The sequence below is a fragment of the Acidovorax sp. M2(2025) genome (genome assembly GCF_049330835.1).
In the GTDB taxonomy this organism is placed as follows: domain Bacteria; phylum Pseudomonadota; class Gammaproteobacteria; order Burkholderiales; family Burkholderiaceae_C; genus Acidovorax.
Genome location: NZ_CP186262.1, coordinates 1,270,513 through 1,285,631, shown reverse-complemented (window position 1 = coordinate 1,285,631; position 15,119 = coordinate 1,270,513). Strand labels below are relative to the sequence as shown.

Below are 15,119 nucleotides of genomic sequence, written 5' to 3'. Positions count from 1 at the left end.
TCACCTCAGGCCTTCTTGTCTTCACCGATCAGCAGCACGGTGTCGGACAGGTACATGTGGGGCGGCACTTCCAGGTTGTCCGGCGCGGGCTTGTTCTTGAAGACGCGACCCGCCAGGTCGAACGTGGAGCCATGGCAGGCGCACAGGAAGCCGCCGTGCCAGTCGTCGGGCAGGGACGGCTGCGGGCCGGTCTGGAACTTGTCGCCGGGCGAGCAACCCAGATGGGTGCAGATGCCCACGCCCACGAAGACCTCGGGCTTGATGGAGCGGTGGCGGTTCTTGGCGTACTCGGGCGTGGGGTACGTCTTGCGGTCCGAATTGGGGTCGACCAACTGGGGCTCTGTCTCTTCGAGGGACTTGAGCTGCTCGGGCGTGCGCTTGAGGATCCACACGGGTTTGCCGCGCCACTCGACGGTCCGCTTCTCGCCGGGCTGCAGGGTGGAGATATCCACCTCCACAGCGGCACCAGCTGCTCTGGCTCTTTCCGAAGGCTGAAAGCTGCTGACGAAGGGCACGGCTACGGCCACTCCGCCTGCGGCACCGGCACATCCGGACGCAATCAGCCACGTCCTTTTACTGGTGTCGACTGGTGTGTCACTCATGGGGATCCTCGGTAAACATCGCTGTTGTTGGGTCAACCGCGAATTGTAGCGGAGTGAAAATGGGTATTTCAAAGCCAGGGACAGCCTTGACAGCCCCCTCGGCCGGGCAATACTCGGCCCTCAACGTTTCGCACAGGAGTACTACATGGGAATGATGCAGGAGTTCAGGGAGTTCGCCGTCAAGGGTAACGTCATCGACCTTGCGGTGGGCGTGATCATCGGCGGGGCGTTCGGAAAGATCGTGGATTCGGTGGTGGCCGACCTGATCATGCCGGTGGTGGCGCTGGTGTTCGGAAAGCTGGATTTCTCCAGCCTTTTCGTGGTGTTGGGCACGGTTCCGCCCGGCACGGCGATGACGCTGGACGCCCTCAAGAAGGCCGGCGTTCCCGTGTTTGCCTACGGCAACTTTCTTACCGTGGCCGTCAACTTTCTGATCTTGGCCTTCATCATTTTCATGATGGTCAAGCAGATCAACCGCCTCAAGCGCGAGGCCCCCGCGGCAGAACCTGCCGCCCCGGCCGCCCCGCCCGAAGACATCGTTTTGTTGCGCGAGATCAGGGATAGCTTGAAAAAATAGCCGCGGCAGGCGCACGACTCGCCACGGCCAGGCACCGGCCGCGGTCCGCCGGTCAGGCCGCCAGGGCGCGGGCCATGCGCACGGCCTCGACCAGGCTGGCGGCGTCGGCCACCCCTTGGCCCGCAATGTCAAAGGCGGTCCCGTGGTCGGGGCTGGTGCGCACCAGGGGCAGGCCCAGCGTCACGTTCACGCCTTTGTCCACGCCCAGGTACTTCACGGGGATCAACCCCTGGTCGTGGTACATGGCCACCACCACATCGAACTCCCCCGGGTGCCCGGGCGCATGCCGGGCGCGCATGAACACCGTGTCGGGCGCGAATGGCCCCTGGGCGTCCATCCCCTCGGCGCGCGCTGCCGCGATGGCCGGCGCAATGGCGCCGATCTCCTCGCGCCCGAACAAGCCGCCCTCCCCTGCGTGGGGGTTGAGGCCGGCCACGGCCATGCGGGGCGCGCGACCCAGGCTGCGGGACAGGGCCGCATGCGTGATGCGCAGCGTCTGCAAGACGTTCTCCGTGGTGACGGCGGCAATGGCGTCGCGCAGCGCCACGTGGATGCTCACCAGCACGGTGCGCAGCTCGTCGCTGGCCAGCATCATGCGCACCGGCATGGCGGCCAGGGGCACGCCCTGGTGGGCGGCGGCCTCGGCCTGCAGCAGCTCGGTGTGGCCGGGGAATGCGACGCCGGCCGCCGACAGCGCTTCCTTGTGCAGCGGCGCGGTGACCAGCCCGGCCACCTCGCCCCGCAGCGCCGCGCGGGCTGCCCAGACGACGCTGTCCGCCGCCGCACGGCCCGCCTCGGCGCTGATCCGGCCCCAGGGCTGCGGGCCCGGAATGCCCGGAAGCTGGAGCACGGGAATGCAGCGCGGGGGCGCCTGCAGCGCCTCGGCAGGCGCCGCCAGCTGGGCCACCGGCACCTGCGGCTGGCCGGGCCGGGCAATGGCCTGGGCTGCGCGCCGCAGGGTGGCGACATCGCCCACCACAAAGCATCCCTTCAGCTGCGCCGGGGCATCGCGGAACGCCTTGGCAACGATTTCGGGGCCGATGCCGGCGGGATCGCCCTGGGTGATGGCCAGCGCCTGGGTGTACATGGTGTGCCGCTTTCAGAAAGAAAATGGCCTCCAGCGCTCGTGCATAAAGCGCAAGAAGCTATAAAATTAATAGCAAAATCCCAGCTCAGGCGGGATTGGGGATCTCGATGAACTGGTGCTCCAGCCCGAACTGCGCCGCCACCTGCGCGGCCACGGCGGGGGCACCGTAGCGTTCCGTGGCGTGGTGGCCGGCGGCGATGAAGCCCACTCCGGTCTCGCGGGCCAGGTGCGCCTGCGGCTCGGAGATCTCGCCGGTGATGAACGCATCCGCCCCCGCCGCGATGGCCGATTCAAAGTACCCCTGCGCGCCGCCGGTGCACCAGGCCACGCGGCGCACGGGGCGCAGGTCCGGCCCCTCGGGTGCCACCCAGGTGGCCGGCCGCCCCAGCCGCTGCGACACGTGCTCGGCCAGCGCCGGCACCCCGGAAAACGCCGCAGCCCCGATGCAGCCCAGCGCCTGCTCGCCAAACTGCGCGTCTGCCGAGAAGCCCAGCACCCGGCCCAGCTGGGCGTTGTTGCCCCACTGCGGGTGTGCGTCCAGCGGCAGGTGGTAGGCAAACAGGTTGATGTCGTGCGCCAGCAGCCGCTGCAGCCGCTGCTTCATCCACCCCGTCACGCGGCCGTCCTGCCCGCGCCAGAACAGCCCGTGGTGCACGAAGACGGCGTCGGCGCCCACGGCGATGGCGGCGTCGATCAGCGCAAGGCTGGCCGTCACCCCGCTGACGATGCGGGTGACCTCTGCCTTGCCTTCCACCTGCAGGCCGTTGGGGCCGTAATCCTTGAAGCGCTCAGGTTGCAGCAGGCCGTCGAATGCCTGCAGGAGTTCGGTGCGTGAAATGCTCATGCAGGTATTGTCGCGCGCCCCGCCGCCCGCACATTCGGGGACAATGGCCTCATCCAGCGGGCGCCGCGGCCCGGCCGCAGCCCGCCCACCCCCACTTCGGTACGCGCAGAACCTTCCATGAAACGCATCTGGCTGTTGTTTTCGCAGGCCGTGACGGTATTCGTCGCCGCCTATTTTGTTGTTGCCACCCTGCAGCCCGACTGGCTGGGCCGCGGGTCCGCCACGCGCTCCAGCGCGGGCATTTCCCTGCTGGAAGCGCCGGCCTCCACCAGCAGCGCGCAGCCGGCGGCGGGCAGCTTCAGCGCGGCCGCGCGCACGGCCTCGCCCGCCGTGGTCAGCATCAACACCAGCAAGGCCGTCCGGCACCCGCGCAGCAACGACCCGTGGTTCCAGTTTTTCTTCGGCGACCAGAGCAGCCAGACCCAGGCCGGTCTGGGCAGCGGCGTGATCGTGAGCCCCGACGGCTACATCCTCACGAACAACCACGTGGTGGAAGGCGCCGACGAGATCGAGGTCACGCTCACCGACAGCCGGCGCGCGCGCGCCCGGGTGATCGGCACCGACCCGGACACCGACCTGGCCATCCTCAAGATCGAACTCGACAAGCTGCCCGTCATCGTGCTGGGCAACTCCGACACGCTGGCCGTGGGCGACCAGGTGCTGGCCATCGGCAACCCCTTCGGCGTGGGCCAGACGGTCACCAGCGGCATCGTGAGCGCGCTGGGCCGCACGCAGCTGGGCATCAACACCTTTGAGAACTTCATCCAGACGGACGCGGCCATCAACCCCGGCAACTCGGGCGGCGCGCTGGTGGACGTGAACGGCAACCTCATGGGCATCAACACCGCGATCTACTCGCGCTCGGGCGGCAGCATGGGCATCGGCTTTGCCATCCCCGTCTCCACGGCCCGGCAGGTGCTGGACGGCATCGTGAAGGACGGGCAGGTCACCCGCGGCTGGATCGGCGTGGAGCCCAACGAACTGTCCCCGGAGCTGGCCGAGACCTTTGGCGTGAAGGCCACCGAGGGCGTCATCATCACGGGCGTGCTGCAGGACGGCCCGGCCGCCCAGGCCGGCATGCGCCCCGGCGACGTGATCGTGCGCGTGGACGGCAAGAACGTGGGCCATGTGTCGGAGCTGCTGACCGCCGTGGCCGGCCTCAAGCCCGGGACGCCAGCACCCTTCAACGTGCAGCGCGGCGACAAGATGGTGGAGCTGAGCATCAACCCCGGCCTGCGCCCCCGCCCGCAGCGCAATGTGAGGCAATAGGAGGCATTAGGAGCCTGCCCGCAACGGGGCGGCCCCCAGAAGCCAGCGCCGCACCGCCTCCCGTCTAGCCGCTCAGGCTGGGCAAGCAACGACGGCGTGGCCGGTGGCGCATTCAGCGGGAGCGGTGCACCCGCGTGGGCGGTGAATGGCTGCGGGACGGCCGGCGCCGACCGCCGGCGAAGGTGCGGCCAGCGCAGGCATGCTTGACGGACCTGACGGACCTGGCTGGCGGGTCAGGACGCCGAAGCGGATTCCTCGGAGTCTTCCGGCGCCTTGGTGTGCTTGATGAACAGCTGGGCGGCCCAGATGCCCACCTCGTACAGCAGGCACATGGGTACGGCCAGGGACAGCTGCGAGACCACGTCCGGCGGCGTGACGATGGCCGACACAACGAAGGCCAGCACGATGAAGTAGCCACGGAATTCCCGCAGCTTCTCGACACTGACCACCCCCATGCGGGCCAGCACCACCACGGCAATGGGCACCTCGAAGGCCAGGCCGAACGCCAGGAACATGGACAGCACGAAGCTCAGGTACGCCTCGATGTCCGGCGCGGCCGTGATGCTCTTGGGGGCAAAGCTCTGGATGAACGAAAACACCTGGCCGAACACCAGGAAGTAGCAAAACGCCACGCCGATGAAGAACAGGACGGTGCTGGAGACCACCAGCGGCAGCACCAGCTTCTTCTCGTGCGAATACAGCCCGGGCGCGACAAAGGCCCACACCTGCCACAGCACGAACGGCAGCGCCAGCAGGAACGCCGACATCAGCAGGATCTTGAGCGGCACCATGAAGGGCGAGATCACCGACGTGGCGATCAGCGTCGCCCCCTTGGGCAGGTGGGCCACCAGGGGCGCCGCCAGAAAGTCGTACAGCGCGCCAGGGCCAGGGAAGAAGAACAGGAGGGCCGCGGCGATGCCAATGGCAATCAGCGCCTTGACCAGACGGTCGCGCAGCTCCATCAGGTGCTGCACGAACGGCTGCTCGGTACCTGCGAGCTCGTCTTCGGGGGAGGGGGTTTCGGACATGTTGGGTTATCGCGTGCGCCTCGGCCGCCCCTGCCGTGCGCGAGGGAGCGTCCCAGACGGCTGCTGGCGCATCAATGGAACTTACGGGGGCGGAAACGCGCCACGCGGGCTGCGCCGGACTGGGCCTTGGTGCGCACGCCGGTGCGGGCCTTGTACCACTGGGGGACGGCTCCGCGCTTGAGGCGCCAGTTCTTGCCGGGGTGCTTGTACGCCGGCACGACGGCCGACTGCTCCTGCAACGCCGCGCTGGCGGTGCCGGTGGCTTCGGCCCAGTCCTTCTCGAACTCGTTGGCGCTGGTCTGGATGGTGTTGTGCACGTCGCGGGCGGCACTCTCCACCGAGTCCTTCATCTTCTTGAGCTCATCGAGCTCCATCGATCGGTTGACCTCCGCCTTCACGTCGGCCACATAGCGCTGGGCCTTGCCCAGCAGCGTTCCCACCGTGCGGGCAACGCGGGGCAGCTTCTCCGGCCCGATGACCACCAGGGCCACCGCGCCGATCAGCGCCATCTTGGACAGGCCGATATCAATCATGCTTCACACAGGGGCGATGCAAGCGTCAGCTTTTCTGCTTGGCTTCGACGTCGATCGTCGTCTTGTCGCTGGCCGGGTTGTTGGCAACTTGGCCTGGGGGCGGCGTCACCGTGCCGCCGGCCGCTGGCGTGTCCGACGAACCGTCGCGCATGCCATCCTTGAAGCCCTTGACGGCGCTTCCCAGGTCGGAGCCCATGTTCTTGAGCTTCTTGGTGCCGAACACCATGACGACGATCAGCAGCACGATCAGCCAGTGCCAGATGGAAAAAGAGCCCATGGAATATCTCCTAACGAATTGCAATCATTTTAGACGGCAGGGATGGCCGGCGTGCACACCGGCCCGCCGCCCGCCCGGTCGTCAGCTTGGGTCAGCCTTTGAGCCAGGGACGCGGGCCGCCCATCACGTGGATGTGCAGGTGGTGGATTTCCTGGCCGCCTTCGGCCCCCGTATTTACCACGACGCGAAAGCCACCCTGGGGATACGGGTTGCACCCCTGCTCCAGCGCCAGGCGCGGCGCCAGCGCCATCATGCGCCCCAGCACGCCGGCATGTTCCGCAGTGACCTGGGCCATCGAAGGGATATGCAACTTGGGCACCATCAGGAAATGCACGGGGGCCCAGGGGTGGATGTCGTGGAAGGCGAAGATTTCCTCGTCCTCGTACACCTTCTTCGAAGGAATCTGGCCCGCGATGATCTTGCAGAAAAGGCAGTTCGGATCGTGCATGGGAAAAATATCGAAACGGGTTGGCGGTTAGCGAGGCCCCGGATGGCGCCCCCGGGTGGGGAAGGCGGCACGGGGGCCGTCACGCATTGTCCGCGATCTTGATCGTCGGACGCACCCCGACGTCCTTGCGGTGGGCCTGCAGCCAGGCCTGCCCGGCCGAGCGGCCCAGCGCAAACAGCTTGCGCACGAAGGCCAGGTCCGCGCGCATCTTGCTGTCCGCGCCGAAGGGGGCCAGCACGGAGCCGCCGTCGATGCGGTGCATGCGCACGCTCTTGTAGCGGCGCGGGTCCAGCTTGCCCTCGGCCAGCAGCCGGCGCACGAATTCGATGGCGCGCAGCTCGGCCAGCAGGCTCGCGTTGAAGGTCACCTCGTTCATGCGCTCCATGATCTCGGGGCCGGAGTTGGGCAGGTCCAGGTGCTCGATGGGATTGATCTGCACCAGCAGGATGTCCGACGTCTCGGTCTGGTAGATCAGCGGATGCAGGGCCGGGTTGCCGGAGTAGCCACCGTCCCAGTAGTACTCGCCGTCGATCTCCACGGCCTTGAACAGGAGCGGCAGGCAGGCGGAGGCCATCACGGCGTCAGCGCTGAGCTTGGGGCCGGAGAAGATCTCCCCACGCCCCGTACGCACGTTGGTGGCGCACACAAACACTTGGGGCCCGCCCGCCGCGCTGATGGCGCGCCGCTCGGTGCACAGCAGGTCGAAGTCCACCACGCGCTCGAGCAGGCGGCGCAGCGGGTTGATGTCCAGCGGGTTGGTCTGGTAGGGCGACAGCCACTGCCGCACCAGGCCCAGCATGGGGTTGGCGGCCGAGAGCGGCGAGCCCCCCACCAGGCTGCCCAGCGTGCCCACGCCCTCCCACAGCCGCGTCAGCGTCTCGCGCGCCAGCTGGCAGCCGGCCGCATGGGCTTCGTGGGGGTCCTTGTGCGCGTGGGCGGCCTGCGCAAAGCCGTGGGCCAGCGCCACGGCATTCATGGCGCCGGCGCTGGTGCCGCTCACGCCGTCAAAGTGCCATTGCCCGTCTTCGAGCAGGGCGTCCAGCACGCCCCAGGTCAGCGCCCCGTGCGATCCCCCGCCCTGCAGGGCCAGGTTCAGGCGCGGCAGGGGCGCTGCGGCGGCGGCTTCAGGCATCCACCGCCTGGCTCTTGTTCATGGCCACCATGCCGCGCACGATGCGGTACAGGAACCACAGGGAGATCAGGCCCCACGCGATCCAGCCCGGCAGCAGGAACAGCAGCCACAAGGGCGCCGTGATGATGTACAGCACGCCGGCCCAGAGCACGGTGCGAATGCGCCACGAGAAGTGGCTGGCCTGCCAGGTCCCTTCGGCATCGCCCTTCTTCACGAGGTCGATGACCAGCGCGATGAGGAGCAGCGCCGCCCCCGGCTGCGCGCCCGGGATGACGGCCCCCACCGCCACGATCAGGTGCAGGATGTAGCTGACCCAGCCGACGGCCTTGAGGTCCTCGGCCTTCTGGTCGTTGGTCTGCACGTCGACGATATCGCTCATGAACCGCCCTCCTCCGTGGCACGCGCAGCCGCCTTGCGCAAGGCTTTTTCCTCGATGCCGCTGGTGCCCTCGCGGCGCTCCAGCTCGGCCAGCACATCGGCGGGGGTGAGGCCGTAGTGGGCCAGCGCCACCATCGAGTGGAACCACAGGTCGGCCACTTCGTAGACCAGCTTGGACTTGTCCGCGCCGTGGTCCACATCCTTGGCCGCCATGACGACTTCGGTGGCCTCTTCTCCGATCTTTTTCAGGAACGCATCCGGCCCCTTGTGCAGCAGGCGCGAGACATAGCTCTTTTCGGGATCGCCGCCGCGGGCCGGCTTGCGGCTTTCAATCACGTCGGCAAGGCGGGCCAGGGAATCGTTGGAGCGCATGGTCTTATTTGTAGATGGATTCGGGGTCTTTCAAGACCGGATCAACGGGCTGCCACGCGCCGTCCCGCAGGACGCTGAAGAAGCAGCTGTGGCGGCCGGTGTGGCAGGCAATGCCGGGCTCGTGGCCCAGCTGGGTGACCTTGAGCAGCACGACATCGTTGTCGCAGTCCAGGCGGATCTCGTGCACGGTCTGCACGTGGCCCGATTCCTCGCCCTTGAACCACAGCTTGTTGCGCGAGCGGCTGAAATACACCGCGCGGCCCAGCTCGGCCGTCTTGGCCAGGGCCTCGCGGTTCATCCAGGCAAACATCAGCACGTCGCCCGTGCCCTGCTCCTGCGCAATCACGGGCACCAGGCCCTGCGCATCCCACTTCACTTCGTTGAGCCAGTTCATGGGCGGAATTGTCGGCGATTTGCGCGGCCGGACGCCGCAACGGGCCGGCAACTTGAAGTCTTTTTGGCCTCCAGCGCCCGTCCATCAAGCGCAAGAAGCTATCAAAAAAGGAGCAATTTGTGCAGTTTCCGTGCGGCCAGCGGCTACTTAGCGACGGTCAGCAGCACCCACTTGCGATCCCAGTTCTTGCGGCCCAGGTACTTGATGGCAAAGGCATAGCGCCCCGGGGGCAGGAAATCCTGCGTGAGGGTTTCCTGCCGCGTCACCACGGGCTGGCCGTTGATGCGCACGCTGGGGTTGTCCACCAGCTCGGGTTCGCTGTCCAGATCCTGCCCGTCCAGGGCGTAGACGGTCACGTCGGGCTCTTCCTTCTCATCGCCGACGTGGGGCAGGCCCTGCGCGTTGGCACGGGTTACCACGTCCAGCGCCTGCGTGCCCGCCACGGGTTGCCTCACGATCCAGTGCACGTCGCGCACGTTGGGGTTCAGCGTCCGCAGCTGCGCCTTGAGCTGCTCGAATTCGGCCTGCTCGGCAATCACCTCCACCGGCATGCCGCCGATGGTGGCGTCAAAACACCGGCCTATGCGGTGCACGCACGGCAGGCGGTCCGAGAAGCTGGCATAGGACGGCGGCGGCACCTGGGCCGCAGCCGGCAGCACGCCAGCGGCACAGGCGAAGGCCCAGGCCAGGGCCCAGCGCGCGCCGGCTCTTCGCGCCATCACAGCCGCACCGGAATGCCGCGCTCGGCCATGCGCTGCTTGGCCTGGGCGACGGTGTATTCGCCGTAGTGGAAGATGCTGGCGGCCAGCACCGCGTCGGCGCCGCCCTGCTGGATGCCGTCGGCCAGGTGGTCGAGGTTGCCCACGCCGCCCGAGGCGATCACCGGCACGCTCACGGCATCGCTCACGGCGCGCGTCAGCGCGAGGTCGAACCCGGCCTTGGTGCCGTCGCGGTCCATGCTGGTCAGCAGGATCTCGCCCGCGCCGCGGCGCGCCATCTCGGTGGCCCACTGCACGGCGTCCAGGCCGGTGTTCTTGCGTCCGCCGTGGCTGTACACGTCCCAGCCTTCGCCGCGCGCGGCCACCTCGTCGCCGTGGCGCCGCTTGGCGTCGATGGCCACCACGATGCACTGCGCACCGTAGCGGGCCGATGCAGCGCTGATCACGTCGGGGTTGGCGATGGCGGCCGAGTTGAAGCTGGTCTTGTCAGCGCCGGCGTTGAGCAGGCGGCGCACGTCTTCCACGGTGCGCACGCCCCCGCCCACCGTCAGCGGAATGAACACCTGGCTGGCCACGGCCTCGATGATGTGCAGGATCAGGTCGCGCCCGTCGCTGGTGGCCGTGATGTCCAGGAAGGTCAGCTCGTCGGCGCCCTGGGCGTTGTAGCGCGCGGCGATCTCGACCGGGTCGCCCGCGTCGCGCAGCTCCACGAAGTTGACGCCCTTGACCACGCGGCCGCCGGTCACGTCGAGGCAGGGGATGATGCGTTTGGCCAGCATGGGATGCTCCAGAAAATACGGGAAATGCGAAAAGGGCCGGGCGGGCCTAGGACAGCACGCGCAGCGCTTGCCAGCCCTGCCACTGGGTCTGCGGCGCCAGGGTGACGGGCTGGTCGATCTGGGCCGCCTCCACGCAGAGCATGGCGCGGTAGCCATCCGCCGGCATGTCGGGCAGGCGCGCGCACAGGGCAGCGCCCGGGTTCCAGACCACGGTGTTGGCGAGGCTGGCGCTCTGGGTGATCTCCAGGGCGTGGGCGCCATCGCGCAGGTGCAGCGGCCCGGCCGGCGCGCCGAAGACGCGGTCGTACTCGCCGGCGAACGCCACGGGGCCCTGTTGCCGGGCGCGGGCGTCGGTGAGGGCGTCCCAGCGGTCACAGCCGTCCAGGCCCTCCAGCCGCACCTGCTCGACATCGTCCACGCGCAGGTAGGTGTGCAGCGCGCCGGTGAAATCCCAGGCGTCCGCCGCTGCCGCGCCGGTATTGCGCACCTGCAGCGCCACGCGCAGGCTGCCAGGGCCCAGGGTCACCGTGAGCTGCGCGGCAAAGCCCGCCGGCCACTGGGCCCGGGTGCCGGCGTCGTCGGCCAGCTGCAGGCGCACCATGGCGGGCAGCGCGGCGCCCTCCGGGCGGTCGCCCGGCTGCTCCGGCAGGGGTTGCCAGGGAAGGTTGCGCGCAAAGCCATGCTTGGGCAGCGGGCCGCGCTGGTTGAACTGGGGCCAGCACACGGGAATGCCGCCGCGGATGGCCGTGTGGCCGTCCAGCGCGGCGCGGGGGCTGAGGTACAGGCGCTCGCGCCCGCCGGCCACCCAGGACAGCACCTGAGCGCCCTGCAGCGCCACCAGGGCGCTGTCGCCCTGCGCGTTGGCGAGCCGCAGGCCGGGCGTGCCTTGCAGGGCCGGCTGCGGCAGCCCGGCGGCGGCCGCCGCGGTGTCAGGCTGCATTGCCCAGCGCGTCGGCGCGGGCCTGGGCCGCGGCAAAGTCCAGGTCGCCGCTGTAGATGGCGCGGCCGCAGATCACGCCTTCGACGCCCTCGTCCTCCACCGCGCACAGGTTCTCGATGTCGGCCATGTTGGACAGGCCGCCGGAGGCGATCACGGGGATGCTGAGCGCCTGCGCGAGTTTGACGGTGGCCTCGATGTTGATGCCCGAGAGCATGCCGTCGCGGCCGATGTCGGTGTAGATGATGGATTCGACGCCCCAGTCCTCGAACTTCTTGGCCAAGTCCACCACCTCGTGGCCGGTGAGCTTGCTCCAGCCGTCCGTGGCCACCTTGCCGTCCTTGGCGTCCAGGCCCACGATGATGTGGCCGCCGAAGGCGCTGCACGCGTCCTTCAGGAAGCCGGGGTTCTTGACGGCCGCCGTGCCGATGATGACGTAGCGCAGGCCGCCGTCGATGTACTTCTCGATGGTGTCCAGGTCGCGGATGCCGCCGCCCAGCTGCACGGGAATGTCGTCGCCCACTTCTTTCAGGATGGACTTGATGGCGCTGTAGTTCTTGGGCACGCCCGCAAACGCACCATTCAGGTCCACCAGGTGCAGGCGCCGCGCGCCGGCGTCCACCCACTTGCGCGCCATGGCCGCCGGGTCTTCGCCGAAGGTGGTGGATTGGTCCATATCGCCTTGCTTGAGGCGAACGCAGTGGCCGTCTTTGAGGTCAATGGCGGGGATGAGCAGCATGGTGATGGAAGTTCGGGGAAAAAGGGCGAGTCAGGGCTCGGCCCGAACAGGTTGACGGGGGGTCTCAGGGATTCCAGTGCAGAAAATTGCGGTACAGGGCCAGGCCGTGCTCCGCACTCTTTTCGGGGTGGAACTGGGTCGCAAAAATATTATCGCGTGCAACGGCGGCTGCGAACAAACCGCCGTAGTCCGTCTGGCCCGCGCAATGGGCGGGGTCTTGCGGCACGGCATAAAAGCTGTGCACGAAGTAGAAGTAGCTCTGGTCGGGCACGCCCGCCCACACCGGGTGGACCTGTCCGCCGTGGGGCACCTGGTGCACGCGGTTCCAGCCCATCTGCGGCACCTTGTAGCGGCTGCCGTCGGGCTGGGTCTTGCCGGCCAAGTCGAACTTGCGCACGTCGCCGGGGATCAGGCCCAGGCCCGGGGTGTCGCCCTCGGCGCTGTGGTCCAGCAGCATCTGCATGCCCACGCACACGCCGAACAGCGGCTTGCTGGCGGCGGCCTCCAGCACCGATTCCTGCAGGCCCGACTCGCGCAGCTCGCGCATGCAGTCGGGCATGGCCCCCTGGCCGGGCAGCACGATGCGTGCGGCGGCGCGCACGTCTTCGGGCCGCTGGGTGACCACCACGGTCCAGCCGCTGCCGGCCGCGGCGGCCTGCACGGCCTGCGAGACCGAGCGCAGGTTTCCCATGCCGTAGTCGACGACGGCGACGGTTTTTGCTTGCATATTCATAGCTGCTAGCGCTTGCCAGATAAGCGTTGGAGGCCGATTTGGCTTGAAATTCGGACGAAAACTACAGGGAGCCCTTGGTGGACGGGATGACGCCGGCCGAGCGCGGGTCGCGTTCCAGGGCGGCGCGCAGCGTGCGGCCGAACGCCTTGAAGATGGTCTCGCACTGGTGATGGGCGTTGAAGCCCTTGAGGTTGTCGATGTGCAACGTCACGCCCGCGTGGTTCACGAAGCCCTGGAAGAACTCGTAGACCAGTTGCGTGTCCAGCTGGCCGATGCTGCCGGCGGTGAACTTCACGTCCATGTGCAGGCCGGGACGGCCCGAGAAGTCGACCACCACGCGCGATAGGGCTTCGTCAAGGGGCACGTAGGCGTGCCCGTAGCGGCGGATGCCCTTCTTGTCGCCCACGGCGCGCGCGAACGCCTGGCCCAGGGTGATGCCCACGTCTTCCACCGTGTGGTGGCCGTCGATGTGCAGGTCGCCTTCGCAGTCGATGTCGAGGTCGATCATCCCGTGGCGGGCGATCTGGTCCAGCATGTGGTCGAAGAAGCCGATGCCGGTGTGCAGCTTGGCCTGGCCGGTGCCGTCGAGGTTGATGCGCACGGCAATGCGCGTCTCGGCGGTGTTGCGGCTGACCTCGGCGGTGCGGTCGGCCAGAGGGTCCGGCGCTGCCGAGGAGGGAACGAGTGCGGAGGAGGTCATAGGGAGGCTTGGAGTGCGGCCAGCATCTGCGCGTTGTCTTCGGCGGCGCCCACCGTGAGGCGCAGGCAGTTGGCCAGCAATGGGTGCATTGTAGAAACGTTCTTGATGAGCACCTTGCGGTTTTTCATGCCGTCATACACCTTGGCGGCGTCCGCCACACGGATCAGCACCATGTTGGCCTCGCTGTCCCAGCATTTTTCAATGCCGGGCATCTGCCGCAGCGCCGCGATCACGGTGCTGCGTTCGGCACGGATCTCGGCGGCCTGGGCGGCAAACACGTCGGCGTGCTCCAGCGCGAACAGCGCGGCTTCGCAGTTGAGCACGCTCACGTTGTAGGGCGGGCGCACCTTGTCGATCTCGCCCGCCAGCGCCGCGGGGCCGATGAGGTAGCCCAGGCGCACGCCCGCCAGACCGAACTTGCTGAGGGTGCGCATGAGCAGCACGTGCGCGTTGCGCGCGGGCTCGGCCCGCATGCGGTCGATCCAGGTGCGGCTGGCAAAGGGCTGGTAGGCCTCGTCCATCACCACCAGCCCGCCCTGGGCGCCCGCGGCGTCGATGATGCGCTGCACGGCGCCTTCGTCCCACAGCGTGGCGGTGGGGTTGTTGGGGTAGGCGATGTAGGTGATGGCGGGCCGGTGCTGGGCGATGGCGGCCAGCATGGCGGGTTCATCCAGCTCGAAGTCGGGCGTGAGCGGCACGCCCACGAAATCCAGGCCCTGCAGCTGCGCGGACAGCGGGTACATCACAAAGCCCGGCATGGGCGCGAGCATGGTGGCGCGCTCGCCCGTGCCGGGGCGCGCGCAGGCCAGGGCCAGCAGGGTGATGAGCTCGTCCGACCCGTTGCCCAGCACGACGCCGTAGCCTTCGGGCATGCCGGCGTACCGGGCCAGCGCCGCCTTGAGGTCCTGCACCCGGTCGCCGGGGTAGCGGTTGAGCGCCACGCCGCCCAGGCGCTGGCCCAGCGCGGCCTGCAGGTGCGCGGGCAGGCGGAAGGGGTTCTCCATGGCGTCCATCTTGAGCATGCCGACGGAAGGCTGCACGGCATAGGCGTGCATGGCGCGCACGTCGGGACGGATGCGGTCCAGGGCTTGGAGGGGAGAGGACGCAGGAGTGGTCATTCGGTCGTGTCCAGTTCGTTGGGGGAGGTGAGAAACGGGTTGATGGGCATCACGGCATCCATCGATTCGCCGTGCGGCAGCGCCTCGGTGAGCAGGTAGCGGCAGCCCTGCTGGTGGGCCGACGAGAGGATGAGCGCGTCCCAGTAGCCCAGGCGGTAGCGGTCCTGCAGGTCCCAGGCGCCGTCCACGGTGTAGGAATCCAGGTGCGGCGGCAGCCACACGCGCAGGCGGCGCACCTGGGCGCGCACCTGCTGCACCACGCGCGGGCCGTCAAAGCGCTGGATGGCCTGGTTGTACAGCTCGTTGAGGACCTGCGAGCTGATGCGGCCGCTGCGCGTCTGCCAGCAAAAGCTGATCCATTCGCGGGCGCGCGCCTGGCGGGCGGGGTCGCGGTCGTCCACGCTGGCGAGCAGGACCTCGGTGTCGACAAAGATGGGGGCGGTGCTCATCGGG

General features: G+C 68.4%; 21 protein-coding genes. 2 read left to right on the top strand and 19 right to left on the bottom strand.

Translation table 11 applies throughout. The features are described 5' to 3' along the window. Positions 1–5: 5 nt before the first annotated feature. A complete protein-coding gene (gene petA, locus ACOYR3_RS05935; protein ID WP_291489117.1) occupies positions 6–602 on the bottom strand; it encodes a ubiquinol-cytochrome c reductase iron-sulfur subunit in 597 nt (198 codons plus the stop codon). A gap of 145 nt (positions 603–747) precedes the next feature. On the opposite strand from petA, the gene mscL reads away from it, so the two are divergent. Further along, the gene (mscL, locus tag ACOYR3_RS05930; RefSeq protein WP_422845550.1) at positions 748–1,179 is read left to right on the top strand and encodes a large conductance mechanosensitive channel protein MscL; all 432 of its coding nucleotides are present in this window, start codon (positions 748–750) and stop codon (positions 1,177–1,179) included. A gap of 52 nt (positions 1,180–1,231) precedes the next feature. Here mscL and pdxA read toward each other — a convergent pair whose 3' ends face one another. Continuing rightward, on the bottom strand, positions 1,232–2,266 hold the full coding sequence (gene pdxA / locus ACOYR3_RS05925) for a 4-hydroxythreonine-4-phosphate dehydrogenase PdxA (RefSeq protein ID WP_422845549.1): 1,035 nt from the start codon (positions 2,264–2,266) through the stop codon (positions 1,232–1,234). 85 nt (positions 2,267–2,351) lie between these two features. Further along, complete coding sequence (locus ACOYR3_RS05920) at positions 2,352–3,110, bottom strand: Nif3-like dinuclear metal center hexameric protein (protein ID WP_422845548.1); 759 nt, start codon at positions 3,108–3,110, stop codon at positions 2,352–2,354. A 117-nt stretch (positions 3,111–3,227) separates the two neighbouring features. Here ACOYR3_RS05920 and ACOYR3_RS05915 point away from each other — a divergent pair, with 117 nt between their 5' ends. Next, complete coding sequence (locus ACOYR3_RS05915) at positions 3,228–4,379, top strand: trypsin-like peptidase domain-containing protein (protein ID WP_422845547.1); 1,152 nt, start codon at positions 3,228–3,230, stop codon at positions 4,377–4,379. A gap of 233 nt (positions 4,380–4,612) precedes the next feature. On the opposite strand, the gene tatC is transcribed toward ACOYR3_RS05915, so the two are convergent. The 16 genes from tatC to ACOYR3_RS05835 all read right to left on the bottom strand — a co-directional run bounded on the left by tatC (position 4,613) and on the right by ACOYR3_RS05835 (position 15,115). Then, complete coding sequence (tatC, locus tag ACOYR3_RS05910) at positions 4,613–5,407, bottom strand: twin-arginine translocase subunit TatC (protein WP_422845546.1); 795 nt, start codon at positions 5,405–5,407, stop codon at positions 4,613–4,615. Positions 5,408–5,478: 71 nt separating this feature from the next. Next, on the bottom strand, positions 5,479–5,940 hold the full coding sequence (gene tatB, locus ACOYR3_RS05905) for a Sec-independent protein translocase protein TatB (protein WP_422845545.1): 462 nt from the start codon (positions 5,938–5,940) through the stop codon (positions 5,479–5,481). Positions 5,941–5,965: 25 nt separating this feature from the next. After that, entirely contained in the window at positions 5,966–6,217 is a 252-nt protein-coding gene (gene tatA / locus ACOYR3_RS05900; protein WP_291489110.1) for a Sec-independent protein translocase subunit TatA, read from the bottom strand. Between the two features lie 91 nt (positions 6,218–6,308). Further along, positions 6,309–6,665: a histidine triad nucleotide-binding protein gene (locus ACOYR3_RS05895; protein ID WP_422845544.1), complete on the bottom strand. Its 357-nt coding sequence runs from the start codon at positions 6,663–6,665 to the stop codon at positions 6,309–6,311. A 79-nt stretch (positions 6,666–6,744) separates the two neighbouring features. Further along, positions 6,745–7,797: a patatin-like phospholipase family protein gene (locus ACOYR3_RS05890; RefSeq protein WP_422845543.1), complete on the bottom strand. Its 1,053-nt coding sequence runs from the start codon at positions 7,795–7,797 to the stop codon at positions 6,745–6,747. Beyond that, complete coding sequence (locus ACOYR3_RS05885; protein ID WP_422845542.1) at positions 7,790–8,176, bottom strand: DUF4870 family protein; 387 nt, start codon at positions 8,174–8,176, stop codon at positions 7,790–7,792. The genes ACOYR3_RS05890 and ACOYR3_RS05885 overlap by 8 nt, the downstream gene beginning before the upstream one ends. Then, positions 8,173–8,547: a phosphoribosyl-ATP diphosphatase gene (locus tag ACOYR3_RS05880; RefSeq protein WP_422845541.1), complete on the bottom strand. Its 375-nt coding sequence runs from the start codon at positions 8,545–8,547 to the stop codon at positions 8,173–8,175. The genes ACOYR3_RS05885 and ACOYR3_RS05880 overlap by 4 nt, the downstream gene beginning before the upstream one ends. Positions 8,548–8,551: 4 nt before the next feature. Beyond that, the gene (gene hisI / locus ACOYR3_RS05875) at positions 8,552–8,950 is read right to left on the bottom strand and encodes a phosphoribosyl-AMP cyclohydrolase (RefSeq protein ID WP_422846530.1); all 399 of its coding nucleotides are present in this window, start codon (positions 8,948–8,950) and stop codon (positions 8,552–8,554) included. 134 nt (positions 8,951–9,084) lie between these two features. Continuing rightward, complete coding sequence (locus tag ACOYR3_RS05870; RefSeq protein ID WP_422845540.1) at positions 9,085–9,660, bottom strand: hypothetical protein; 576 nt, start codon at positions 9,658–9,660, stop codon at positions 9,085–9,087. Then, positions 9,660–10,439, bottom strand: coding sequence for an imidazole glycerol phosphate synthase subunit HisF (gene hisF / locus ACOYR3_RS05865; protein ID WP_422845539.1), 780 nt, complete (start codon positions 10,437–10,439; stop codon positions 9,660–9,662). Before hisF ends, ACOYR3_RS05870 begins: the two co-directional genes overlap by 1 nt. A gap of 46 nt (positions 10,440–10,485) precedes the next feature. Beyond that, positions 10,486–11,379 (bottom strand): D-hexose-6-phosphate mutarotase, encoded by an 894-nt coding sequence (locus tag ACOYR3_RS05860; RefSeq protein WP_422845538.1) that lies wholly within the window; start codon positions 11,377–11,379, stop codon positions 10,486–10,488. Further along, a complete protein-coding gene (hisA, locus tag ACOYR3_RS05855) occupies positions 11,369–12,115 on the bottom strand; it encodes a 1-(5-phosphoribosyl)-5-[(5-phosphoribosylamino)methylideneamino]imidazole-4-carboxamide isomerase (protein WP_422845537.1) in 747 nt (248 codons plus the stop codon). Before hisA ends, ACOYR3_RS05860 begins: the two co-directional genes overlap by 11 nt. Positions 12,116–12,179: 64 nt before the next feature. Beyond that, positions 12,180–12,848 (bottom strand): imidazole glycerol phosphate synthase subunit HisH, encoded by a 669-nt coding sequence (hisH, locus tag ACOYR3_RS05850; RefSeq protein ID WP_422845536.1) that lies wholly within the window; start codon positions 12,846–12,848, stop codon positions 12,180–12,182. Positions 12,849–12,909: 61 nt separating this feature from the next. Beyond that, positions 12,910–13,548 carry an imidazoleglycerol-phosphate dehydratase HisB gene (gene hisB / locus ACOYR3_RS05845; protein WP_422845535.1) on the bottom strand — a complete coding sequence of 213 codons (639 nt, stop codon included), beginning with the start codon at positions 13,546–13,548 and terminating at the stop codon, positions 12,910–12,912. Further along, complete coding sequence (gene hisC, locus ACOYR3_RS05840; protein WP_422845534.1) at positions 13,545–14,666, bottom strand: histidinol-phosphate transaminase; 1,122 nt, start codon at positions 14,664–14,666, stop codon at positions 13,545–13,547. The genes hisB and hisC overlap by 4 nt, the downstream gene beginning before the upstream one ends. After that, positions 14,663–15,115 carry a PIN domain-containing protein gene (locus ACOYR3_RS05835; protein WP_422845533.1) on the bottom strand — a complete coding sequence of 151 codons (453 nt, stop codon included), beginning with the start codon at positions 15,113–15,115 and terminating at the stop codon, positions 14,663–14,665. Before ACOYR3_RS05835 ends, hisC begins: the two co-directional genes overlap by 4 nt. Positions 15,116–15,119 lie beyond the last annotated feature (4 nt).